19 protein-coding genes, 1 rRNA gene and 1 pseudogene are annotated in these 24,017 nt (G+C 61.6%); 14 read left to right on the forward strand and 7 right to left on the reverse strand.

Going from position 1 to position 24,017, the window contains the following annotated elements:
* A 16S ribosomal RNA gene (locus Tam10B_RS10325) occupies positions 1-341 on the reverse strand; the annotation flags it as partial.
* A 647-nt stretch (positions 342-988) separates the two neighbouring features.
* On the opposite strand from Tam10B_RS10325, the gene Tam10B_RS10330 reads away from it, so the two are divergent.
* The 9 genes and pseudogenes from Tam10B_RS10330 to pknB all read left to right on the forward strand — a co-directional run bounded on the left by Tam10B_RS10330 (position 989) and on the right by pknB (position 12,551).
* Complete coding sequence (locus Tam10B_RS10330; RefSeq protein WP_093961164.1) at positions 989-1,750, forward strand: Sir2 family NAD-dependent protein deacetylase; 762 nt, start codon at positions 989-991, stop codon at positions 1,748-1,750.
* 84 nt (positions 1,751-1,834) lie between these two features.
* The gene (locus Tam10B_RS10335; protein WP_093961165.1) at positions 1,835-2,488 is read left to right on the forward strand and encodes an NUDIX hydrolase; all 654 of its coding nucleotides are present in this window, start codon (positions 1,835-1,837) and stop codon (positions 2,486-2,488) included.
* A gap of 211 nt (positions 2,489-2,699) precedes the next feature.
* On the forward strand, positions 2,700-3,401 hold the full coding sequence (locus tag Tam10B_RS10340) for an FhaA domain-containing protein (protein ID WP_093961166.1): 702 nt from the start codon (positions 2,700-2,702) through the stop codon (positions 3,399-3,401).
* A gap of 37 nt (positions 3,402-3,438) precedes the next feature.
* Positions 3,439-3,954: an FHA domain-containing protein FhaB/FipA gene (locus tag Tam10B_RS10345; protein ID WP_093961167.1), complete on the forward strand. Its 516-nt coding sequence runs from the start codon at positions 3,439-3,441 to the stop codon at positions 3,952-3,954.
* A gap of 3 nt (positions 3,955-3,957) precedes the next feature.
* Entirely contained in the window at positions 3,958-5,640 is a 1,683-nt protein-coding gene (locus Tam10B_RS10350) for a protein phosphatase 2C domain-containing protein (RefSeq protein WP_093961168.1), read from the forward strand.
* A complete protein-coding gene (locus Tam10B_RS10355) occupies positions 5,637-7,367 on the forward strand; it encodes an FtsW/RodA/SpoVE family cell cycle protein (protein WP_093961169.1) in 1,731 nt (576 codons plus the stop codon). Before Tam10B_RS10350 ends, Tam10B_RS10355 begins: the two co-directional genes overlap by 4 nt.
* Entirely contained in the window at positions 7,364-8,827 is a 1,464-nt protein-coding gene (locus tag Tam10B_RS10360) for a peptidoglycan D,D-transpeptidase FtsI family protein (protein ID WP_093961170.1), read from the forward strand. Before Tam10B_RS10355 ends, Tam10B_RS10360 begins: the two co-directional genes overlap by 4 nt.
* Positions 8,824-9,711: pseudogene (locus Tam10B_RS10365) on the forward strand (serine/threonine-protein kinase); the annotation flags it as partial. The gene Tam10B_RS10360 and the pseudogene Tam10B_RS10365, both read left to right, overlap by 4 nt.
* 617 nt (positions 9,712-10,328) lie before the next feature.
* Positions 10,329-12,551, forward strand: coding sequence for a Stk1 family PASTA domain-containing Ser/Thr kinase (gene pknB, locus Tam10B_RS10370; RefSeq protein ID WP_093961171.1), 2,223 nt, complete (start codon positions 10,329-10,331; stop codon positions 12,549-12,551).
* A gap of 467 nt (positions 12,552-13,018) precedes the next feature.
* On the opposite strand, the gene Tam10B_RS10375 is transcribed toward pknB, so the two are convergent.
* The 3 genes from Tam10B_RS10375 to Tam10B_RS10385 all read right to left on the reverse strand — a co-directional run bounded on the left by Tam10B_RS10375 (position 13,019) and on the right by Tam10B_RS10385 (position 15,631).
* Positions 13,019-13,684 (reverse strand): anthranilate synthase component II, encoded by a 666-nt coding sequence (locus tag Tam10B_RS10375; protein WP_093961172.1) that lies wholly within the window; start codon positions 13,682-13,684, stop codon positions 13,019-13,021.
* A gap of 74 nt (positions 13,685-13,758) precedes the next feature.
* Positions 13,759-14,886, reverse strand: coding sequence for a class E sortase (locus Tam10B_RS10380; protein WP_233133696.1), 1,128 nt, complete (start codon positions 14,884-14,886; stop codon positions 13,759-13,761).
* Between the two features lies 1 nt (position 14,887).
* On the reverse strand, positions 14,888-15,631 hold the full coding sequence (locus Tam10B_RS10385; protein ID WP_093961173.1) for a DUF881 domain-containing protein: 744 nt from the start codon (positions 15,629-15,631) through the stop codon (positions 14,888-14,890).
* Positions 15,632-15,740: 109 nt separating this feature from the next.
* On the opposite strand from Tam10B_RS10385, the gene crgA reads away from it, so the two are divergent.
* On the forward strand, positions 15,741-16,181 hold the full coding sequence (gene crgA / locus Tam10B_RS10390; RefSeq protein ID WP_093961174.1) for a cell division protein CrgA: 441 nt from the start codon (positions 15,741-15,743) through the stop codon (positions 16,179-16,181).
* 189 nt (positions 16,182-16,370) lie between these two features.
* Here the strand turns inward: crgA and Tam10B_RS10395 are convergent, their stop codons facing one another.
* A complete protein-coding gene (locus Tam10B_RS10395; RefSeq protein ID WP_093961175.1) occupies positions 16,371-17,135 on the reverse strand; it encodes a rhomboid family intramembrane serine protease in 765 nt (254 codons plus the stop codon).
* A gap of 126 nt (positions 17,136-17,261) precedes the next feature.
* On the opposite strand from Tam10B_RS10395, the gene Tam10B_RS10400 reads away from it, so the two are divergent.
* Positions 17,262-17,516 carry a hypothetical protein gene (locus Tam10B_RS10400; protein WP_093961176.1) on the forward strand — a complete coding sequence of 85 codons (255 nt, stop codon included), beginning with the start codon at positions 17,262-17,264 and terminating at the stop codon, positions 17,514-17,516.
* A 527-nt stretch (positions 17,517-18,043) separates the two neighbouring features.
* Here Tam10B_RS10400 and Tam10B_RS10405 read toward each other — a convergent pair.
* On the reverse strand, positions 18,044-20,497 hold the full coding sequence (locus Tam10B_RS10405) for a glycogen/starch/alpha-glucan phosphorylase (protein ID WP_093961177.1): 2,454 nt from the start codon (positions 20,495-20,497) through the stop codon (positions 18,044-18,046).
* A 316-nt stretch (positions 20,498-20,813) separates the two neighbouring features.
* Here Tam10B_RS10405 and Tam10B_RS10410 point away from each other — a divergent pair, with 316 nt between their 5' ends.
* Positions 20,814-21,203, forward strand: coding sequence for a sterol carrier family protein (locus Tam10B_RS10410; protein ID WP_093961178.1), 390 nt, complete (start codon positions 20,814-20,816; stop codon positions 21,201-21,203).
* 105 nt (positions 21,204-21,308) lie between these two features.
* On the opposite strand, the gene Tam10B_RS10415 is transcribed toward Tam10B_RS10410, so the two are convergent.
* Positions 21,309-21,698: a DUF3073 domain-containing protein gene (locus Tam10B_RS10415; RefSeq protein WP_093961179.1), complete on the reverse strand. Its 390-nt coding sequence runs from the start codon at positions 21,696-21,698 to the stop codon at positions 21,309-21,311.
* Positions 21,699-21,849: 151 nt separating this feature from the next.
* On the opposite strand from Tam10B_RS10415, the gene trpS reads away from it, so the two are divergent.
* Both trpS and Tam10B_RS13620 read left to right on the forward strand, forming a co-directional pair.
* Positions 21,850-22,941, forward strand: a complete 1,092-nt coding sequence (trpS, locus tag Tam10B_RS10420) for a tryptophan--tRNA ligase (protein ID WP_093961180.1) — start codon at positions 21,850-21,852, stop codon at positions 22,939-22,941.
* An 887-nt stretch (positions 22,942-23,828) separates the two neighbouring features.
* Positions 23,829-24,017 (forward strand): hypothetical protein (locus tag Tam10B_RS13620; protein WP_233133697.1); only part of this gene is annotated, 189 nt, incomplete at its 3' end.

Below are 24,017 nucleotides of genomic sequence, written 5' to 3' on the forward strand. Positions count from 1 at the left end.
GGAGTCTGGGCCGTATCTCAGTCCCAATGTGGCCGGTCGCCCTCTCAGGCCGGCTACCCGTCGAAGCCTCGGTGGGCCATTACCCCACCGACAAGCTGATAGGACGCGACCCCATCCCATACCAGTAAAACCCTTTCCCACACCCCCATGCAGAGGCGCGGAGCATCCGGCATTACCACCCGTTTCCAGGAGCTATTCCGGAGTACGGGGCAGGTTGGTCACGCATTACTCACCCGTTCGCCACTCTCACCCGCCAGCAAGCTGACAGGATCCCGTTCGACTTGCATGTGTTAAGCACGCCGCCAGCGTTCGTCCTGAGCCAGAATCAAACCCTCCACAAAAAAACCTTCATGAAGAGCCAAAAAACATGACTCGAAAAAAAGAAAAGAAAAAGACAGACAAAACACCAACCAGGAAACCCCGGCCAATGCTCGCACAATCCTTCCAAAAACCCGACCACAATCAAGCTTATCAAAGCACTCCACAAACGGGAGCCATGGCCGGACTGGCAATCAAAACTTAGTAGTACAAAACACGCTCTTGAGTTCTCAAACCACCACCACACAGGCAAGAAGCACAACCCCGAAGGAGAAGCACCGCCGTGCCGGGCAACGAGTGAATAACTTACACGCCCACACCCGATAACGCAAACCCAACCAACACCACAACCCCAAAACCATTGAAAACACAAGCATCCACCGGCGTGTCGCAAACACACCAAACCAAGCCCCACCACCGACGTCACGGTCGGCCATGGGCGCAGACACCATCAGAACGAACACGCAAACACCATCGGCACCACGAATCCACCGGACCGTAGATGGGATTCCGCGCAATCCAAAAACCGGAACCCTCCCGCGACACAATCCCTCCCCTCAGCCCGCCATACGGCGGACAGCTCCCCTCCCACGGAGGGGAGCCACAGGGAAAAGCGCAAAGAAACGAGCACATATATAGGTCGCACATATATAGGGTGTAAGAAGGAGGTATGAGCACAAAGAAGATTGCAGTACTAACGGGCGCGGGCATCTCCACCAGCGCAGGTATCCCTGATTTCCGCGGGCCGGACGGCGTATGGACCAAGCACCCCGAGCAGATGAACGTCTACGACATCGACGCCTTCATGACCAGCAAGGAGGATCGCGAATACTCCTGGCGCTGGCAGAAGGAGTCGCCGGTATGGGGAGCGCAGCCCGGCACCGCGCACAAGGCCCTGGTCGATCTGGAGAAGGCCGGCCTGCTGACGCTGCTGGCAACGCAGAACTTCGATGCGCTGCACGAGAAGGCCGGCAACTCATCCGACGTGATCGTGAACCTGCACGGCACCATCGGCACGTCGCACTGCATGCGCTGCCACGCCAAATACGACACCGCCGACATCATGGACCGGCTGGACGAGGAACCGGATCCGCGTTGTCATCGCAGGCTGCCATATAAGGGGAACATGCCCTGCAACGGCATGATCAAGACCGACGTCGTGTATTTCGGAGAGGCGCTGCCCGACGGCGCCATGGAGAAATCGATCAAGCGCGTGCAGGAGGCCGACGAATTCTGGGTGATCGGCTCGACGCTAGAGGTGTTCCCGGCAGCGTCGCTGGCCCCCATCGCCGTGCAGGCCGGCGTGCCGCTGACGATCATGAACATGGGACGGACACAGTATGACAGTATCGCCACCCGACTGATTCATGACGACATCGCCGTGGCGCTGCCCGAACTGGTGAAAAAGACCATCGCGGAGTGCGCGGACTGATCATCCCGACAGCCCTGCGAAAGAAATGACGCTCGATATCGTATAGGGCATACCTATATATACAGAGAGAAAGTGGGATACCAGATGAGTGACAGCGTGATCGATCGGCTGGAGGCCAGCGACGACATCGATATGGAGACGGCGCCAGTGGTGGAATCAAGCGAGACCGTCTATACGGGTGCGATATTCCACGTGGAGGATCAGACGATACGACTCACCCGACACGATGGGTCGTCGACGCGCATCCGTCGTCAGGTGATGCGGCACGCGCCGTGCGTGGTGATGCTGGTGCACGACTGCGCCACGGATCGGTATCTGCTCGAACGCGAGTACCGGGTCGGCCCGAACAAGTACGCATTCGGCGTGCCCGCCGGATTGATCGACGGCAACGAGGAGCCGCATGCGGCGGCGTTGCGCGAACTGCGTGAGGAGACCGGTGTGCGGCCGGGAGAGGACGGGACCGAACGCGACGGGGACATCGTGATCGACGACGTGGCACAGTGTTATTCGTCCGAAGGTATGACCGACGAACTGGCGAACATCATGGTGCTGCATCTGCATCGCTGGCACATGGGGGAGCGGCATTTCGACAAGGACGAGCATGTGGAAAGCGCGTGGGTGAGCTGGGACGAGCTGCTGGGCGCGGGCATCATCTCGTCGAACGCGACGATCGCGCTTAAGCATGAGGCACTGCGACGCGCGTTGGGGACACAGTGCGAGGACGTGGCACGAGGATAGACAAAAGGCGGCGGGAAGGAGCTGCGGCAAGTGGGGGATTTTCCCTTGCGGCAGGGGATTTCATAGGCATATCCGAGGAAAATTCCCAGTCGGGATTACGATTGGTGGAAGAAAGAAAGCGTAATGAAGACTTTGCAATGATAGCTTGGGATACCCATGCCTTGGTAAAGACAGCTGCGTACGATGGAGCCATTGCGAGAAAGGGATATTCATGAGCGTTCTCGACCGTTTTGAGAAAAGTGTCGAAGGTGCCGTAAACGGCGTGTTCAGCAAATTCGCTTCCAAGGACCTCCAGCCGGTGGACCTTTCCAGCGCCCTTGAACGTGAGATCGACGCGCAGGCCATGCCCATGGGACGGGATCGCACCGTGGCCCCCAACGAATACCGGTTCCGACTGTCCACCCCCGATTTCGATCGAATCGAACAGTGGGGCTCCGAAACCCTGGCCAACGAGCTTGCCGACAATCTCACCAAGTACGCAGAAAGCCAGCATTACGCCTTTGTGGGACCGGTCGTGGTGATCTTCGAGGAGGACCTTGATCTGAGCCGCGCCGAATTCAAGCTGTCCAGCGAATCCGTGCAGGGCAATGCCGCTCCCGTGACCACGCCGAGCGAGACGAAGGACTGCCCGGTTCTGGAGATCAACGGACGCCAGTACCTTCTTACCGCACCCAAGACCGTGATCGGTCGCGGTTCGAACTGCGACATTGTGATCGACGACCCCGGCATCTCGCGCAGCCATCTCGAGATCGACATCACCGACAACGGTGTAATCGCACGCGATCTGCGCTCCACCAACGGAACCTATGTGGAGGGGCATCAGGTTCCCGCGGCCACGCTGCTCGACGGCAACACCATCACTATCGGCCGTACGCGCATTCTGTTCTGGGCTTCCTCCACCCCGCAGGACTAGTCCACCGTTTCTTCCGACGTACGAACGCGAGCCGACCATGACCGAACTTACTTTCACTGTTCTTAAATACGGATTCCTGATACTGCTTTGGGTATTCGTATGGCTCGCCGTACGCTCTTTGCACCGTGACGTGGCATCGTACAGTCCCAAGCCGTCCAAGAAACATCGCAAGCGCACGCAGGCAGCCCAGCAGGCCGCTCAGGCGCCCGCACCCACGCCTACTCCGGCGCCGGTGAAGCCGGCAAGGCCGGCGGTTGAACAGCCCACCGTGCTGGTGATCATCGACGGCCCGCTGGCCGGCACCACCATGCCGTTAGGCAATGGACAGATCACACTGGGACGCGCAGCGGGCAATTCGGTCGTGCTCGACGACGAATTCGTGTCCTCCCATCACGCACGCATCTTCCGTGATCCCGGTAGCGGCGGATGGGCCATCGAGGATCTGGGCAGCACTAATGGCACTGTGGTGGGCGGCAAGAAGCTCATCGAGGCCGCGGTTCTGCCGGCACGTGTGCCCGTGCGCATCGGTGCGACCACTTTCGAGCTGAGGTAACGCATGGCCACCAATCAGTCTTCTTCACAGTCCGCGCAGCAGGACCAGCAGTCAGAGACGACGACGTCCGCGACAAACGCGGCGCCGGCACTCACTCTGTATTCCACGACGGTGTCCGACGTGGGCTACGTGCGCAGCAACAATCAGGATTCGTCGTTTGCCGGACGTCATTTCGCGGCGATCTGCGACGGCATGGGCGGCCATGCCGGTGGCGACACCGCGTCGACCATCGCCATCCGTTCGCTGGCGCACATCGAGCACGAGGAATCGTCGAGCGACATCGAGACCGTGTCGAAGATCATGGAGACCTCCGTGCTGGCGGCGCACGACGCGATCGTGGGCAAGGCTAAGCATGAACGCCGTCTGTCCGGCATGGGCACGACCGTGGTGGCGCTGAGTCTGGTGAGCAACCACTGGGTGCTTGCACATATCGGAGACTCACGCGCGTACCTGCTGCGCGACGGTCATCTGATCCGCGCCACCAAGGATCACAGCTATGTGCAGCATCTGATCGATACGGGAAGGATCACCGAGGCGGAGGCGAAGAACCATCCGCAGCGCAACGTGGTGATGCGCGTGCTCGGCGACTTCGACATCGACCCGCGCCCCGACATCTCCATTCGTAAGGCCAAGGCCGGAGACCGCTGGCTGCTGTGCTCCGATGGTCTGTGCGGTGTTCTGGAGGATTCCACGCTCGAGGAGATGCTGGGCGAACTGACCGATCCCGAAGAATGCGCGCAGCGTCTGGTAGCCATGGCATTGAAGGCCGGAAGCACCGATAACGTAACCGCGGTGATCGCGGACGCCACCGTACCGCTCGACGAGGCGGCCACCGAATCGAACTCGCCGGTGCCTCTGGTGGGTGGTGCGGTGAGCAGCAGTCTGGAAAGCATCGCCGACATCATCGACGAATCCGTAGCCACGGCCCCGGCGCTCAAGGCGGACCAGGGAAGTCCGGCACAACGTGCGGCCGCGCTCATGCAAGAGCAGAAGCCGAAGGAAGAGCAGCCCGAGGATGCGGCCACCCCACGTGTGGCGCAGCCGTCGAGCCAGCGCCCGGAAACCACGGACGTGGCCATGCCGAACACGGGGGAGATCCCTGTGGTGCAGAAACGTGACGGCAGCGCCACCGCCGATCCGCATGATCCCGAAGTGGCGCGCGCCATCAAGACGCAGCAGCGGGAACAGGCGCAGCAGGAGCGTAAGCGCCGTTCGCGGTTCCGCATGACCGTCGCCGGCGCCGTCGTCGCAGTGCTGCTGGTGCTGGGAGGCGCCGGCATCGCAGCCTTTCGGTGGTCGCAGACACAGTACTATCTCGGCGAGGCGGAAGGCTCAGTAGCGATCTATCAGGGAGTGCCTACCGATCTGTTCGGATTCTCGCTGTCGCATGAGGTCAAGCGCACCGACATCACAGTGTCGTCGCTGCCTTCAAACTGGCGCGAGCAGCTGAGCCGTGGCATTACAGTCGGATCGTACGATGAAGCGGAAAAGCACGCGCAGACGATTCGTCAGCAGGCGCAGGATCTGCAAAATCAGGAGAAAACCGGAGCCAAGGATCAGTTCGGTGGCGAAGAACAGACCGATCAGTCGGATCAGCAGGCGGGACAGTCCGCCCAACCGAGCGATTCCACTTCGTCCACGCAAACGCCGTCACCCAGCGCATCGAATACGGAGACCCAGCAATGATCGCACGTCGAATCGAACAGGCCTCACTGCTGATTCTGTCCGGAGCGATCGTGGTGCTGGGCGTCTTCCAGATGTTCATGCGCGTGCAGAATGAGATTCCGCAGGCATATGTGACGCGGTTGGGTATTACAGGCGCCCTGTTCGTCGTGTTCTGGATCGTGCTGATGATTCGTCAGCCGCACGCCGACCAGACGATTCTGCCGTGTGTGCTGCTGCTTAGCGGCATCGGCGTCATCATGATCGCCCGTATTGATAATCAGAACGACGCGTTCGGCAAAGGGCACAGCACGGTCGCCCTCAACCAGCTGACGTGGCTGTGCGTGGCGCTGGTATTGTGCTCGATTCTGGTGACGTTCCTGCGTGACTACCGCGTATTGCGCAAGTTCTCGTACCTCAGCATGGTGGTTGGACTGGTGCTGCTGCTGTCGCCTATGCTGCCGTTCATCGGCACCGAAATCAACGGCGCGCGCGTCTGGCTGTCGATCGGCGGACACTCGCTGCAGCCCGCTGAATTCGCCAAGCTGTTCCTCGCGTTCTTCTTTGCCTCGTACCTGTTCGACCATCGCGATCAGTTGGCCGTGGGCGGCAAGAAGGTGCTGGGCATTCGTCTGCCCCGACTGCAGGATCTGGGACCGATCCTCGTGGTATGGGTGGTGTGCATGGGCGTGCTCGTACTGCAGCACGATCTCGGCACGTCGCTGATGTTCTTCGCCATGTTCGTATCGATGCTGTACGTGGCAACCGGCCAGAAGAGCTGGATCATGCTCGGCTTCGTCGGATTCGCCGTGGGCGCGGTGGCCGCAGCGTCGCTGTTCTCGCACGTGGGCAATCGTGTGAACGCGTGGCTGCACCCCTACGACAACAAGGTCTACAACGCCATCGGTGGTTCCTTCCAGCTGGTGCAGGGCCGCTTCGGCCTCGCCACCGGCGGTATGACCGGCACCGGTCTGGGACAGGGGCATCCGACCGTCACCCCATACGCGAACTCCGACTTCATCTACGCTTCGCTCGGCGAGGAGCTCGGCATTGCCGGCTTGTTCGCCGTGCTCGCCCTGTATCTGATCATCATCGGCACCGGCATGATCATCGCCATGAAGGTGACCGACGGATTCGGCAAGCTGCTGGCATCCGGACTGGTGTTCACCATGGCGTTCCAGGTGTTCACCGTCGTGGGTGGCGTCACCGGCGTGATCCCGCTGACCGGCCTGACCCTGCCGTATCTGGCGGCCGGCGGTTCCAGCCTGATCGCCAACTTCGTCCTCGCTTCATTGCTGCTGGTCATCTCGAACGCGGCGAACAAGCCGGTAAGCGACACCGACGACGAGGCCTTCCAGTACGAGGCACTGATGGCGCTGCGCGAGAAGGAGAAGAAGGCTGCGCAGGCCCGTACCGCGCAGTCCGAGACCGAAGCCGAGAACAGGTCCGAGGAAAACGACGAATCCGCAACGATGGCGGTGCCCGCACCCGTATTCTCCCCGGCAGCGCAGGCCAACGAAGTCGCCGTCCCCGTACCGCCGACGGGCGAAATGCCTCGTCACGCGCGGCACACGGCACAGGCCGTGCAGGAACTTGCCAATGAGGAGACCGAGATCATCGCACAACGTGCCCACGATGGCGATACGCTGCCCGAGGCGACGGCCGTGCCGGGACTGAATAGGGGAGTCCAGTCGTCCACGGCGCCGCGGCATACCGCAGGCACCGCCTCCGCGGAAAGGAGGGCCCAGTGAACACTTCGTTGCGTCATCTGTTCAACGCGGTCATCGTACTGTTCGCCATTCTGGGACTGTCGACGTCGCTCATTATGACCGTTCGTGCCAACGAACTGAACGCCGACACCCGAAACACCCGAGCGCTCTACCACGAGTACGGTGCTCCGCGAGGATCGATTCTGGCCAGCGACGGCACGGTGATCGCCAAATCCGAAAAATCGGATGATGCGTTCTCCTACCAGCGCACCTACAGCAGCGGTCAGCTCTATGCACCCGTGACCGGATACTTCTCCGTGAACCAGCGCGCCGACCGCGGCATCGAGGCCAGCCGCAATTCGCTGCTCAGCGGAGAGAGCAGCTCCCTGTGGCTCAGCAGGGTCAAGTCGCTGTTCACCGGCGAAGAGAACCTGGGCGCCACGATCGAAACCTCGATCGATCCGAAGCTGCAGACGCTGGCCTACCAGCTGCTCGGCGACAAGCAGGGCGCGATCGTGGCCATGGAGCCCAAGACCGGACGCATTCTGGCCATGGTGAGCACGCCGAGCTACGACCCGAACACGCTCGCCAGCCACAACACCAGCGAAGTCAACTCGGCTTACGCCGCGCTGGTCGGCGACGCCAACAACCCGATGCTCAACCGCACCACCAGCGAACTGTTCCCGCCGGGATCCACGTTCAAGCTGGTCGTGGCGGCGGCAGCGCTCGAGGAGGGCGACTACAACACCGACACGCAGATTCCCGCCGGCGACTCCTACACGCTGCCAGGCACCGTGACGAGCCTGACGAACACCACCAGCGCGGCCAACGGCTCCAACGGACAAATCACGCTCGAGGACGCACTGGCGTATTCGTCGAACACCGCGTTCGCGCAGCTGGGCGTGAAGCTCGGCAAGGACAAGGTGAGCGAGCAGGCGAAGAAAATGGGATACGGCAGCTCCATCACCGTGGACGGCAACAGCTCCACGGGCACGCCGATGAAGGCCGTGGCCTCGAAGTTCCCCGATTCTCCCACCGACGACAAGCTTGCACTGGCATCGATCGGCCAAGGTGACGTACTTGCGACGCCACTGCTCAACGCCATGATCGCCTCGGCCGTGGCCAACGATGGAGTGATGATGCAGCCCACGCTCGTGGACCGTGTGCGTTCCAGCGATCTGACCGTGATCAGTGAGAGCTCCCCCTCGGAGTTCTCGCGCGCATTCTCCAGCGACACCGCAGGCAAGCTCAACGCCATGATGCAGTCCGTGATCACCAAGGAGGATCCGCAGCTGCAGCTCGCCAATGCCAAGGTGGCGGCCAAGACCGGCACCGCGCAGATCGGCAACAACGATTCCAATGATGCGTGGATCACCGGATTCGCGCCCGCCGACAACCCCGAAATCGCCGTGGCCGTGGTGGTGCACAACGTGAGCACCTACGGAGCACAGGCGGCCGGACCGATTATGCAACAGATCATGCAGGAGGCCCTGAAGCAATGAGACTTATCGAAGGACAGCTGATCCACCGCCGCTACCGCCTGGACCAGCGTCTCGCGCAAGGCGGCATGGGCGAAGTATGGAAGGGCTACGACATCGAGCTCGAACGGCCCGTGGCCATCAAGGCCCTCCGCGCCGACATGGACAACGAGGAGGCGAAGCTCAAGCGTCTGCGTGCCGAGGCACACAATTCGGCGAATCTGGCGCATCCGAATATCGCGGCCCTGTTCGAATACTACGAGCATGACAACATCGGCTTCCTGATCATGGAATACGTGCCGAACAAGTCGCTCGCCGAAATCTACAAGGCACGAGGGCCGTTGAGCACCGACGAACTGCTGCCGATCCTGATCCAGACCGCACGCGGTCTGTACGTGGCACACTCGCACGGCGTGATCCATCGCGACGTGAAGCCGGCGAACATCATGGTATCGGAGACCGGAGAGGTGAAGATCACCGACTTCGGCGTCTCCTACTCCACGAATCAGGCCCAGATCACGCAGGACGGCATGGTGGTGGGCACCGCGCAGTACATCTCCCCGGAGCAGGCGCAGGGTGAGCAGGCCACGCCGCAGTCTGACATTTACTCGCTCGGCGTAGTGGCGTACGAAGGTCTATGCGGCCATCGTCCGTTCACCGGCGCCACGCCCGTGGACATCGCCGCCGCACACGTGAACGATCCCGTACCTCCGCTGCCTGACACCATCGACTGGCAGCTGCGCGAGTTCGTGATGAGCATGCTGGCCAAGGATCCGGCGGATCGTCCGGCGAACGCACTCGTCGTGTCACGTACGCTCGCGAAGATCGAACGCCGTCTGCTGGATCAGGAGGCGTCCGAAGCGCTTACCGAAACCGGACATCTTACCCGCAGGGTCATGAGCGCGCCACATCAGCCGATCCAGCTGTTCTCGGCGGCCGATTGGGTGGCCAAGCAGACGCCGAAGCCGACCGCGACCGCGGTACCGAACGTACCGGTGCCAGCACCTGCTGCACCGGCAGTGCCGAGCGTGCCGAATGTAACGGCTTCGCCGGCGCCTTCCGCTACGGCGGTACCGCTTCCTGCAGCGGAAGGCGTAGCGCCGGTACCTGCCGCACCGGCAGTGCCCGCACCGGCGCCGATCACGCAGTCGTCGGTCAAGACGACGAAGGCGACATCGACGACAATCGAGTCGACAACGACGGCCGGGGAATACGATCCGTATGAGGACTGGCCGTCGCTGAATCCCACACCGGACATCCCCGATATCCCGCCATTGGATTCGACGCCGCTGCCGGGATTCGTTCCCGCGGCGAAACCACGGCAGAGTACGATACCGACTTCGACCACCGTGGTACCCCCCGCGCCGACTCCCTACACCGGCACGCCAATCACGGGTGCCACCGGAATGACGGATACGACCGATACCACGGGAACACCCACCACGGACGCACCGTCGGGCATCGCGAACGGCATAGCAAACACAGACTTGAGCATTAACGAGAACACAGGGAAGGAAGAGCCACGATGAGTATGTACATCCCCGCATCATTAGCCGGCGGACGGTACACCGTTGGCAATCTCGTCGGGCATGGCGGCATGGCGGAGGTCCACGTTGGTACCGACACCCGTCTGGGCCGCACCGTAGCCATCAAGATCATGCGGGCTGATCTGGCCAGCGATCCGATCTTCATCGCGCGTTTCCGGCGTGAGGCGCATTCGGTCGCGCAGCTGAACAATCCCAACATCGTCTCGATCTACGATTCCGGCGAGGAGAACCTCAAGGACGACGCCGGACGTGACGTCAGCGTGCCGTATCTGGTGATGGAGTACGTGCAGGGACAGACACTGCGCGACATCCTCAAGGCCAACGGCGCCCTGAGCCAGCGCGACTCCGAACAGATCATGCTCGGCGTGCTCGGCGCGCTCGAGTATTCGCACCGCATGGGCATCATCCACCGCGACATCAAGCCCGGCAACATCATGATCAGCGATCAGGGCGTGGTGAAGGTGATGGACTTCGGCATCGCCCGTGCGCTCGACGACTCGTCCGCCACAATGACCCAGTCTCAGGGCGTGGTGGGCACCGCGCAGTACCTCTCCCCGGAGCAGGCGCGCGGCGAGAACGTGGACATGCGCTCCGACCTGTATTCGGCCGGCTGCGTGCTCTACGAGATGCTCACCGGACGTCCGCCGTTCACCGGCGACTCCGCCGTGGCGATCGCCTACCAGCACGTGTCCGAGGTGGCCACGCCGCCGAGCGCGATCGTGCCCGGCCTGCCGAAGATGTGGGATTCGATCTGCGCCAAGGCCATGGCCAAGGACCGCCAGAACCGCTACACCACGGCCACCGAGTTCCGCAACGACGTGCTGGCCCTGATGAACGGCGGCACCCCCGTGGCCGCCGCGTTCAACCCGCTCACCGATCTTGCCAACATGAAGGCCCGTAAGCAGCAGGAGGCCGGCGAGACCATGGTGATGGGCCCCGGCACGAACGGAACCGCCGGCACGAACGGCGGCACCATGGCGTTCAACCCGATCGAGACCGGCACCGGCGCTCTCGGCCCGAACAACGGCATGGGAGGCGCGGCCGGCGGCCGTGGAGCCGCCCGTGCAGAGGCCGCCAAGGCCAAGAAAAAGAAGAAGGTCGTCATCGCGTCGATCTTGGCCATTCTCGCCGTGATCGCGGCCGGTCTGGGCGCATGGTACTTCATGTCCGGCCGTTCGGCCGATCAGGTGACCGTGCCGACGATCACCGAGCAGATGTCGAGCGAACTGGCATGCCAGCGCATCCAGGACGCCGGCCTGACCTGCAAGACCGCCGACGACAACGACTCCGCCAAGGAGAAGGGCATGTTCACCAAGCAGAGCCCCGACGGCGGATCCAAGGCCGCCAAAGGCAGCACGGTGACCGTGTGGTTCTCCACCGGCCCCAAGCAGGGTGAAGTGCCCGACGTGTCCGGCATGACCCAGGAGAAGGCCAAGAAGACGCTCGAGGACGCCGGCTTCACGGTGAGCGGCAGCGCCTCCGTCGAGGAGAGCGCCACCGTGGCCAAGGACCACGTGACGCGCACCGACCCGGCCAGCGGCACGCAAAAGGCCAAGGGCACGTCGATTATCATCTACATCTCCTCCGGCATGACCACCGTTCCCGACGGTCTCTCCGGCATCTCCGCCGATGACGCCACGGCCAAGCTCAAGCAGGCCGGTCTGAGCGCCACCACCAAGGAGGTCGCGTCCAGCGATGTGGACGAAGGCAACGTGGTGAGCACCAACCCGGACGAGGGCTCCAAGGTGGAGCAGGGCAGCACGGTGACGCTGTACGTGTCCAAGGGATCCGATCAGGTGACCGTGCCCGACGTGACCGGCCAGACGCTCTCCTCCGCCCGTCAGGCGCTGCAGGCGCTCGGCCTCACGGTGAGCTCCAGCGGCAAGGACAGCGACACGGTGACCAGCCAGAGCCCGACCGCGAACAGCAAGGTGGACGCCGGCAGCTCGGTGACGCTGAACACCAGCGGATCGTCAAGCAGCGACAACTCCAGCGACAGCACGGACAACTCGTCGACCGGCAGCAGCGGATCGTCAAGCAGCGACCCGTTCGGCGTGATGGGCAAGACGCAGTCCGAGATGAAGTCGATCATGAGCGGCAAGAAGGTCAAGTACACCATCAGCGGCCCCGGCAACGACGATGCCACGGTGACCGGCGTGACCCAGAACTCCGACGGATCGTACACCATCACGGTGCAGTGATCATTCGGTAGTCGGTCACGGCGGTTGTCGTGACCGACATGACTGACAGACGAGAAAGGCCGGTGGAGACGCCCTACGAAGGGCTCTCCACCGGCCTTTTGCGTTGGTGGGGGTGACGGGGATGGATGGGGAATGGACGAGATGGGGAAACAGGGGGTCGAGTGCGAGGGAGAACACAGAATCGGCCTTCGGCCGATGCCTTGTTCTGTTCCTTCGGAACAGTCACCTCATCCGTCCGGCTGCGCCGGACGCCTTCCCCTCAAGGGGAAGGCGGCATTGCGCTATATGGCCCAATAGGGATCTGTTGCCTTCCCCTTGAGGGGAAGGTGGCAGCCGAAGGCTGACGGATGAGGTGGGGGTGTTCCCGCGTATAGCGGGAGCACAAACGCAGCATCGGCCGCAGGCCGATTCCACGGCGTCAGCCCACAGCATCAGCCGATCACCCGGTCTCAGACCGTCCTATTCGCCTACTCGGCGTCGACGGCGACCTTGGGCTTGAGACCCTTGGACTTCTCGACGGCGCTGGTCTGGCCGCACACGGCAAGCCAGTTGGCGAGCAGACGATAGCCGCCCTCGGTCATCACGGACTCGGGGTGGAACTGCACGGCGTACAACGGCAGTTCCTTATGACGCAGACCCTGCACGATATGGTCGCCCTGCGTCCATGCGGTCACCTGCAGCGTATCGGGAACGCTGTCCGGCTCCACGGCCAGCGAATGATAGCGCGTGGCGGTCATCGGGTTCGGGATGCCGGCGAAGATCTCGTCGTCCAGATGCTCGATCTGGCTGGTCTTGCCATGCATGATCGTAGGCGCATGACCCACCGTGCAGCCGTATACCTCGGCGAGCGCCTGCATACCCAGGCACACGCCGAACATGGGCTTGCGTTCCTTGGCGCACAGTCGGATCATGTCCTCGCTCACGCCGGACTCGGACGGGGCGCCCGGGCCGGGGGAGATGAGCACGCCATCGTAGTCGTCGAGCAGGTCAGGCGTGGACGGATCGATCGCGTCGTTGCGCACCACCGTCACCGTGGCGCCCAGCGTCTCCACGTATCCGACGATGGTGTAGACGAACGAATCGTAGTTGTCGATGACCAGGATCCTTGCGGAATCGGTTGTCGTATCCGTCATGGCTGCTCCTCTGATCTCATGTGATCGTTGACTCATATGCCGTGGGACAGGCCACGGCCATCACTTCGCTGCGTCTACTCTACGGCAACGAAGTTAGACGTGACCTTCAGGTACGGAATATTGGACGCCGCCCACGGGAACGCCCATTCGAACAGTGCCGCGGCGATGGCCAGGGCCAGGATGAGCATGAGTGCCCACCGGATGAGCATGGGGCCCGGCTGGTGCCGATAGAACCAGCCGTAGAAGCTCACCGCAGGCCTGTTGCGCACGCCATACTTGATCTGCCTCAGCACGGGGTAGCGCCATGCGATGAGAGCGGCCAGATACACGACGATGTAGGCGATGGCGAGCGCGACCACCACGTTCTCCATGGAACCGGACACCTTGGCGAGCGTGGAGGACTGGCCGCGTTCGAACTGTACGCCACCGGACGTGGCGGAGTCGGCGAGCTCCTGGGGAATGCCGTCGGAGACCTTGGCCCAGTAGTCGAATTTGCCGTAGGAGATCCAACGATGGGTGGCTTCGGTGTAGCGCGGCTCGCATGTGGTGAGTGTGATGTAGCGGTCGGTGGGGGTGGCACCGGGCTGGCCGGGGACTGCGGCCACGACCTCGGTGGATTCGGGGGTGACGATCTTGTAGTCGGTGTACGTGTACACGTACCAGTAGTCCTGTGTGCGCAGGATGATCTTGTCGCCGGGCTGGAGTTCGTCGACGTGGGCGAGGGGTTCGCCGTAGCCGGATCGGTGGCCTGCGATGGCCACGTTGCCGAGTTGGCCGGGCATCTGCGTTTCGGAGTAGTGGCCGAGGCCGTGGCGGGAGAGCTGGTATGCGTCGGTGCCTTCGACCACGTTACGCTGCCAGGACTGGCCGAATCGGGGGACGTAGAGCTGGGCGATCAGGTCTCCGGTGACCGCGGCCTGCGGCTGGACTGGCGGGTCGCCCTGCTGGGCTTTGGCGATGGTGTACCCGTCACCGTTCTTCTGCGGGTCCACCCAGGAGACGCTGTCGCGTTGGGAGCTTTGCGCCTGTTCGGATTCCACGCCGGTCCACCACAGCTGCCATGCGATGTACAGGGCGAGCACGGCGGCGAGAGTGAGCAGGATTTCTCCGAGAATGCCGAGGAATGCGGACGCGGCGGATCCCCGGCCCCCACCGGGGTTGCGGCGGGCGCGTGTGGTCGGTTGGGCCATGGTTTGTGCCATGTTAGCTTTCCTTTGCCTTGGCGTATTTGAGTGTCTGCGGCACCGCGTTGGCGGCGTCGAACTTGAGGTTGTCGGATCGTTCGACCTTCCATCCGAGGCCGATCGAGTCCACGTATTCCTTGTATACCTGCACGGTGGGGGAGTTGTTGAGTGCCTGGATCATGTCGTTGACCGGGCCGATGGCCGATATCTTGAACGGCGGCGCGTATCGTTTGCCCTGTAGCAGCAGTACGTTGCCGACGCATCGTACGGCGGAGTTGTAGGTCACGCGCTGGTCTTCGATCATCATGGATTCCGCGCCGCCGGCCCAGAGCGCGTTCACCACGCCTTCGATGTCCTGTTGGTGCACCACGTAGTCGTTGATGTCGGCGGATGATCCGGAATCGCCCACCTTGCTTTCCCATAATGGGGAATCGTCGAGCGTGACGGTAATGCCCGGTCCCTCCACGGCTTTGAGTTTGGTGCCGGATCCGGTGTCTTCGGCGTTCTGCGCGGACGTATCGTTGCCGGTGAGGGTCTTCAATGCGTCGATCTTGTCGCTGAGCGTGTTGACTTCGCCTTCGAGTTCGGTGACCTTGCGAGATCGTTCGTTGAGCAGCTGGGTGGTGTCGGACGTGACGGTGACGGAACGGTTGATGCGCACGTTCGTGACGAACAGGTATCCGGCGAGCGCGAAGACGATGATGACCGACAGCGCGCCGGCCAGTGACTTGCGCGCCACATGCCTACCCCCGTGCTTGCCCATGACCCATCGTCCGCCTTATCGTTCGTCCTATTATGGAATCCGACTTGTCAACTGTTTCCACTCTAGCCACTACTATGACTAGTAGCTTACGTTAAAGGAGTAATCTCTCATGGCTGAACAGGACGAGCAGAAGCTCGACGAGACCAAGGCGGACACCGTCGCCGACACCACCGCCGCTACCGACGTCAAGGACGTGGAGGACGCTGACAAGGATTCCGACAACGGTGAGGATTTCGGCATCTCCATGGACAAGGTGGAGGCCGTGCTCAACAAGAGCGCCGATGAGGCTGCGATGACGCCGCAGATGCGCAAGATGTTCGCCCGTCAGCAGGAGAACACAAAGCGTGTGGAGGAGTCCATCAAGGGCACCAAGTCGAATCCTGCTTGGTTCGTTCCGCTGTTCTGCGCGCTGCTGGTGATTGGTCTGGTGTGGGTCGTCGTGTACTACATGACGTATGATTACCCGATTCCGAACATCGGCGCCTGGAATCTTGCCATTGGATTCGGCATCATGCTTGTCGGATTCCTGATGACCATGTGGTGGCGCTGATACGTCCGAGTACCATCTGCCGTATGTTTACGGCATACGATCGATGTCGGCCATGATCATTTCGATCGCCATCGTCATATAGAAACGTCATACACGTCATACGAAAGAGTCCTCTCCGATCATCAATTGTCGGAGAGGACTCTTCGCTTTCTTGGATCTTTCTGGTGGACCGGGTGGCGGACCGTCGGCTCATCCCAACGTGGGGATGAGGCACCAGACGCTCACGCCAACGACGATCGCGAACAGTACGACGCCGTACGTCCACGCCCTGACGGTGAGGTTCTTCGAACGCATCGCCGGCAGTCCGGCGATCATCAGCCATGCGTACAGTCCACCGATCACGAATCCGCCCACATGCGCCTGCCATGCGATGCCGGGTGCGATGAACGGCATCATGAAGTTGATCGCCAGCCACACGATCATCGACGTCATATCCAGTCCCATGCGCTTGTACGCCACGAAGATGGCGGCGAACAGGCCGAACAGCGCGCCGGATGCGCCGTACGTGGACATCGTCCAGCCGGAGCCTCCCGGCAATAGTCGCGCCCACAGCAGGAGCGCCATGTCGCCGCCCAGTCCGGACAGCAGATAGAAGCCAAGGAATCGCCAGTGGCCGAGCAGGCGTTCCAATACGGGGCCGATGGCCCACAGGGTCAGCATGTTGAACAGGATGTGGAAGATGCCCGGCTCATGCAGGAACATCGACGTGATGAACGTCCATGGCATGTGGGCGGCGAGCGCGGATGTGAACATGCCGTAGCCGAGAATGGTGCCCAGCAGATTCGGCGCGATGAATCGGGTGATGATCTCCACTGCCCACATGATCACGCAGATCAGGATGATCGCGGACGTGATGACAGGGCCGCCGATGCGCCACTGACGACGGATGTTGTCGTGGTCGAACAGATCATGCGACGTGGGGGAGTTCGGGAACAGACGAAAACGTTGACTCATGAACCCCACTGTATGGCATGGGGAATCCTTCGGCGTGGATGCTCACAGCTTGGGCACATCGTCGGCTTAGAATGGGTGGAAACGGTCTGAAAGGGCAGGCTGTAATTCCCTGTGAAAGGAGCCAATATGGAGAACAAGTCGTCGAACGGGTGGAAGTTCTTCGCGCTTCTGTTCGGTGCGCTGCTGGCCGGGCTGGCGGCACTGTACGTGTACAAGCAGCAGAACCCGGAATACGATCCGTGGGAGGAGCCGTGGGAGAACAGCTCGTCTCCGGTCGACCTGAGCGCTTCCAAGAAGGAGAAGGCCGTGGCCGCTTCCGAGGATGCGGCTGAAGCCGAGGAAGAGGCTCCCGCAGAGGAAGCCGAAGCCGAGGAAGCCTGATTTCGTCGGACTTTCCGGGTTGGGGGATGGATCGCCGCTTCACACCGGGATTATGTTGGTCCGGTGATTGACGGGAGCGGACTGATCCGTTCATTCGCAAATAGCTGCAAAATAATAAATTGGGTGTATCCGCATCATGAGGAAGCCGTTTTCGGCCTCGTTATGATGCGGATACACCCAATTTTGTTTTGGACCGGTTTAGGGTTCGGAGCCCTCCCCTCAGTCGGCTGCGCCGACAGCTCCCCTCCCCCGGAGGGGAGCCAAAGGATTACCCCTTGAGCGGAGCGAGCGGGCCGGTGTGCCAGATGTGCGGAGCCGTCAGCTGGCAGTCCAGTGAACTGCCAGTAGGCGACGCCGAGCGCGATTCATCGAGCGCGAGGCAGGAATACTGCACGCGTTCGGGACATCGGTCCGCTGGCCGTCAGGCCAGAGGAGCGAGCGGGATAACGTGTGTGTCCGCCAGGCGTGGAGAACGAAGGCGTACGAAGGTACGTCGAGTTCTCCACAACGCAGCGGACACTCCGTTATCACGCGAGCGGGCCGGTGTGCCAAATGCGCTCGAGGTAATCTTCCATCGAACGGTCGGAGCTGAAGAAGCCGGTGTTGGCCACGTTGAGGATGGCCTTGCGGTTCCACTCCATCGGGTTGCGATAGAGGTCTTCGATCTGGTACTGGATGTCGGCGTAGGAGGTGAAGTCAGCCAAGGTCATGAAGTAGTCCTTGGTCAGCCAGTCGGCAACGAGCGGCGCGTAGGTGTTGCGGTCGCCGTCAGAGAAGGTGCCGTTGGAGATCATGTCGATGGCCATCTTCAGGCGAGGATCGGCCTCGTAGTACTTGGCCGGGTTGTAGCCTTCCTCGTAGAGGGCGTCCACCTCGTCGACGGTCATGCCGAAGAGGAAGAAGTTCTCGGCGCCGACGCGTTCGCGGATCTCGACGTTCGCACCGTCGAGGGTGCCGACGGTGAGGGCGCCGTTGAGGGCGAACTTCATGTTGCCGGTGCCGGACGCCTCCTTGCCGGCCTGCGAGATCTGCTCGTCGAGCTCGGTGGCGGGGATGAGGTGCTGGGCGAGGCGCACGTTGTAGTTGGCAGGGAAGTGCACGGCCAGCTTGCCCTTAACGTCGGGGTCGTTGTTGACGACGCGGGCGACGTTGTTGATGAGCTGGATGGTGAGCTTGGCCATGTAGTAGCCCGGAGCGGCCTTGGCGCCGAAGAACACGGTGCGCGGCAGCACGTCGTCCGCGTTGATGGTGCCGTTCTTGATGGCGGCATAGCGGGCGATGAGGGCCAGGATCTTCAGAGACTGGCGCTTGTACTCGTGCAGACGCTTGACCATGGTGTTGAACATGGTGTCCGGGTTGGCGTCGAAGCCGTAGCGGTCCTTGGCGAAGTTGGCGAAGGCCACCTTGTTGGCGTGCTTGACTTCGGCGAACTTCTTGACGAACTCGTCGTCGTTGGCCAGCGGGGCGAGGCCCTGCAGCAGCTCGAGGTCGCTCAGCCACTTGTCGGTGCCGAGGCCTTCGGTGATGAGGGCGCTCAGGCGCGGGTTGGCGAGGCGGATGAAGCGACGAGGAGTCACGCCGTTGGTCACGTTGGTGAACTTCTTCGGGAACAGGTCGGAGAAGTCACGCAGGGTAACGTCCTTGAGCAGCTGGGAGTGCAGCTCGGCCACGCCGTTGACGTGGGAGCCGCCGGCAGTGGCCAGATAGGCCATGCGCACCTGCGGGTAGTCGCCCTCGGTGACGATGCGCATGCGGTTGATGCGCTCCTTGTCGCGGGTGAGACCCTTGAGCTCCTCAAGGAAGTGATCGTTGATCTCGTTGATGATCTGCATGTGGCGGGGCAGCAGCTCGCTGATCAGGTCGACGGGCCACACCTCCAGGGCTTCCGGAAGCAGCGTGTGGCAGGTGTAGTTGAAGGTCTTGGTGGTGATGTCCCAGGCGGTGTTCCAGTCGTAGCCGTACTCGTCGATCAGGATGCGCATGAGCTCGGGGATGCCGATCACCGGGTGGGTGTCGTTGAGCTGGAACGTGATCTTGTTCGGGAAGGTGGTCAGATCGGGCTTGTCCTGACCGGGGTAGAACACGCGGATGGCGTCGTGCAGGGAGGCCGCCACGAAGAAGTACTGCTGCTCAAGGCGCAGACGCTTGCCCTGCGGGGTGGAATCCTCCGGGTAGAGAATCTTCGAGATGTTCTCGGCCTCGACCTGCGGCTTGACGGCGTCGAGGTATTCGCTCTTGTTGAAGGTGAGCAGATCGAACTCGTCGTAGCTCTTGGCGCTCCACAGACGCAGCGTATTCACACGGCCGGAAGCGTAGCCCGGAACCATGTAGTCAACCGGGACGGCGCGCACGGACCAAGCCGGCTTCCACACCTTCTTGCCGTCCTCTTCGACGACCGAGCCGCCGAAGGAGACCTTCTGGGAACGGTTGTAGTCGATGTGGCCCCACGGCTCCTCGTTGGCGAGCCAGTAGTCGGGGCGCTCCACCTGCTTGCCCTCGGCGTCGAACTCCTGCTTGAAGATGCCGTACTTGTACTGGATGCCGTAACCGAAGGCCGGCACGCCCAGCGAGGCGAGGGAGTCGATGAAGCAGGCGGCCAGACGGCCCAGACCGCCGTTGCCCAGACCGGGCTCGTACTCGGCGTCGACGACCAGCTGCGGATCGTGGCCCAGGGCCTTGACGGCGTCGTCGAACTCGGAAAGCATGCCAAGGTTGAGCAGCGCGTTGCGCAGCTGCTTGCCCATCAGGAACTCGGCGGACAGGTAGCCGACGGCCTTGGTGTTGCCCTCGACGGTGTCCTTCTGCGTGGTGGTCCAAGAATCCATGAGGTGGCGGCGCACGGCCAGCGACGAGGCGACGTAGATGTCGGCGTCGGTTGCCTGTTCCACGGTCACGCCCTGATTGTACTTCAGCTGTTCTTTGATTTCTTCGATGAACTGTTCAGTGGTCACCGGGGACTTCGGTGCGGTTTGCTCAGTCATAAAGCACTCTTTCTCGTGAGAACATCTCCCGCTAGACATTATGCGTCTGCAAAGGCGACTCTGCCTAGCTGCCAGATGAATTCTGGATTACAGATTCATCTGTTTAAGACCAACAATACCTGATAGTACCACTAGAACGTGCAAATCTCAGTTTTTTCAGATGAACAAACGCTGGCGCAAATCGACGACATCAGCGTTTCACAGTCGCGAGAACCCGTAACAGCGAACCGGTTCGATACGATTCGGGCACGTCCCGGTATGACGCCGGCACGATCATGCAGAAATTCGAAAAAATCGAATATGGAACAATGATCGTATGGCATCCATATTGAAAAAGGACCTGCCCGAAGGACGGCAGGCGTTGGAACAGTGGCTGCGGACGGCGGAGGACGACCCGTCCGCGACGGACGATCTGCCTCGACGCGTCTGGGCCATGGCCGTACGATATTCGCTGTATCTCATGGAACGGCGCGCGCCAGGCGAGGGCGTGGAGGTGCGCGTGGCACCGTGGGGCGCGATCAAGATACTGAAGGGACCGGCGTCGGATCCGCACAATCTCACCCCGCCCGACGTGATCGAACTCGAACCCGACGTATGGCTGCGGCTCGTCTGCGGCATCAGCACATGGGATGAAGAGAAGGACGCCGGACACATCAGTGCGGTAGGCGAGCGCGACGATCTGAGCGATCTGCTGCCGCTGGTGTAGATCACGCGGCATAACGATGACAGACAAAAAATAGGGGGTGAACACCGCTATGGCGTTCACCCCCGTAAGGTATTGATCACGACATCCGACGATCAGTCGTTATGATCAGTCATCGGACTCGGAATCCTCCGTCTTCGGCTTGGCCGGAGCGGCAGGTTTTACGGTCTTCTTCAATGCGGAAGGCATAGGCATCGGAATCGGTCCCCGACGAACGGGAGCCTTGACCGCCGGCTTCTCCTCCGCCTTCTTGGCGGCTTCGGCGGCCCACTGCGCGTACTCGTCCAGTTCCTCGCCATCAACTCCGACCGAATGATCCTCATGATCGTCGGAGTGCAGTTTGGTTTCGATCGTCGCAAACGGATCCGCAGCGGATGGAGTCACCTCATCCTGACTTGACAGTTCCTTCGCGAGCTCATCGTAATCGGTATCAGTGGTGAGGTACTTGAGCTTACGGGCAATTCGCGTCTGCTTAGCCTTCTGACGTCCGCGGCCCATCTGACCCCCTTCGCCAGTCTATTGTGCCCGAGGCAACATGTTTCCTAATTCATCACATAAGAGAGTACCACTAATCCGGGGATGTCGGCTCAGACTTTTACGATTAGAGCGTTATTTTTCAATACCTTCAACAAAAACGGGTTGGTGCGTAATGGCCGAAGAGCAGCAGTTGACAGCAGCAGGCAACGAAATGAGCGCGAGCTTCCTCGCCGCGAAAAAACGCTCTGACGCCACGCTCGCCAAGCTCGAGGCCAACCCCGGCAAGTTCACCATGCTCACCGGCGACCGCCCGACCGGACGCCTGCACCTCGGCCACTACTTCGGCTCCATCAAGGAGCGCGTGGCCATGCAGAACCGCGGCGTGAACACCAACATCATCATCGCCGACTACCAGGTCATCACCGACCGCGACACCACCGAGCACATCGAGGACAACGTGCTCAACCTCGTCCTCGACTACATGGCCGCCGGCATCGACCCGACGAAGACCATGATCTTCACGCACTCCGCGGTGCCCGCCGAAAACCAGCTCATGCTGCCGTTCCTCTCCCTCGTCACCGAGGCCGAGCTGCACCGCAACCCCACCGTCAAGTCCGAGATGGAAGCCTCCGGCCACGCCCTGACCGGCCTGCTGCTCACCTACCCCGTGCACCAGGCGTGCGACATCCTCTTCTGCAAGGCCAACGTCGTGCCGATCGGCAAGGACAACCTGCCGCACGTGGAGATCACCCGCACCATCGCGCGCCGCTTCAACGAGCGCTTCGCCAAGAAGAACCCCGTGTTCCCCGAGCCGTCCGCCATCCTTTCCGACGCCCCCGAGATCCCCGGTCTCGACGGCCGCAAGATGAGCAAGTCCTACGGCAACTCCATTATGCTCGGCGCCACCGCGGAGGAAACCGCCAAGCTCATCAAGAAGAGCCCCACCGACTCCGAGCGCACCATCACCTTCGACCCGGTCAACCGTCCGCAGGTCTCCGCGCTGCTCACCACCGCCGGCCTCGTCACCGGCCGCGACCCGCAGGAGATCGCCGAGGAGATCGGCGCCTCCGGTGCCGGCGCCCTCAAGAAGTACGTCACCGAGTCCGTCAACGAGTTCCTCGCCCCGCACCGCGAGCGCCGCGCCGAACTCGCCAAGGACATGGACACCATCCGCGACATCCTCCACGACGGCAACAAGCGCGCCAACGCGATCGCCGAGGAGACGTTGGATGAAGTGCGCGCCGCCATGGGCATGAAGTACTGAGTTTTGGATGATGGAGCGTTATCGGCGTTGCGGAACATTCGACGTACCGTCGTACGCCTTCATGTTCCGCGCCTTGATACCGCACGCATCATCCAAAACTCACTGTATGAAGTAACGGAGTGGCGTCCGCCGCGTTGCCCCTCAGTCGACGTACCTCCGTACGCCTTCCTGCGGTGCGCCTTGCGGCCGCACACATCATCCACAACTCAGCGGTAACTCGCGTTGCGGAAGTTCCTTTTTCTCTGGCTCCCCTCCTTGGGAGGGGAGCTGTCGGCGACAGCCGACTGAGGGGAGGGATGCGGAGGCATCATGGTCTATTATTCGGTGATTCAACAGGTCATCAGCAGATGCGGGGCATGCGGCGCGATTCATGGCGTAATCCTTTGCAAGACTCCCCTCAGTCTGCCTTTGGCAGACAGCTCCCCTCAGCGGTGAGGGGACCCAGAGTATCGGATCTCTCCGGCAAAAGTGCGGCTACCGACGGTCTCTCTTACATTCGCCATCTCCACAGCCTCACTGAATCCTGTTCCTTGGCCTGATCTCCGGTCGCATTACTTCGGACTCCATACTTAGTAGCTTGGCGGCAATCCCACTCCGGCGACGGTCTTTTTTCCATTGACTTTCCTGTAGGGAAAGAGTTATTATTTCCTTAGAGGAAAGAGTTATTCCTCCATCGAGAATCATCGTGATCACGACCGTTACGATCGATGGATGCAGATGATCGGTGACGACGAACGGTCACCACTCGATTCGCTCGCCCAGCACTTTTGGTTCATTCATTTCACCAGTCATGTCGCGCTACGTTTATCCCTTGCGGAACGCGGCATCCACCCATTACTTAATCCGTCTCATCAACCGACGACGAAGTCGGAAAGGAGATGATTCCGATGCGTATCGAACAACCCGTTCCTCATATCGACCCGAATAACGCGAACGGGCGGACCGCACCGCCCCCGGAGCACCATGCCGACCCGAGCACCACCCCGCAGTCCGAAGCCTATCGGAACCTGCAGCAACTCAACAAGGACAGTGCCAGACTCGGGAAAAAGGCCGCCTGGCCCCTGTGGGTCAGCGTG

It is taken from the genome of Bifidobacterium vansinderenii, from assembly GCF_002234915.1.
GTDB lineage: Bacteria > Actinomycetota > Actinomycetes > Actinomycetales > Bifidobacteriaceae > Galliscardovia > Galliscardovia vansinderenii.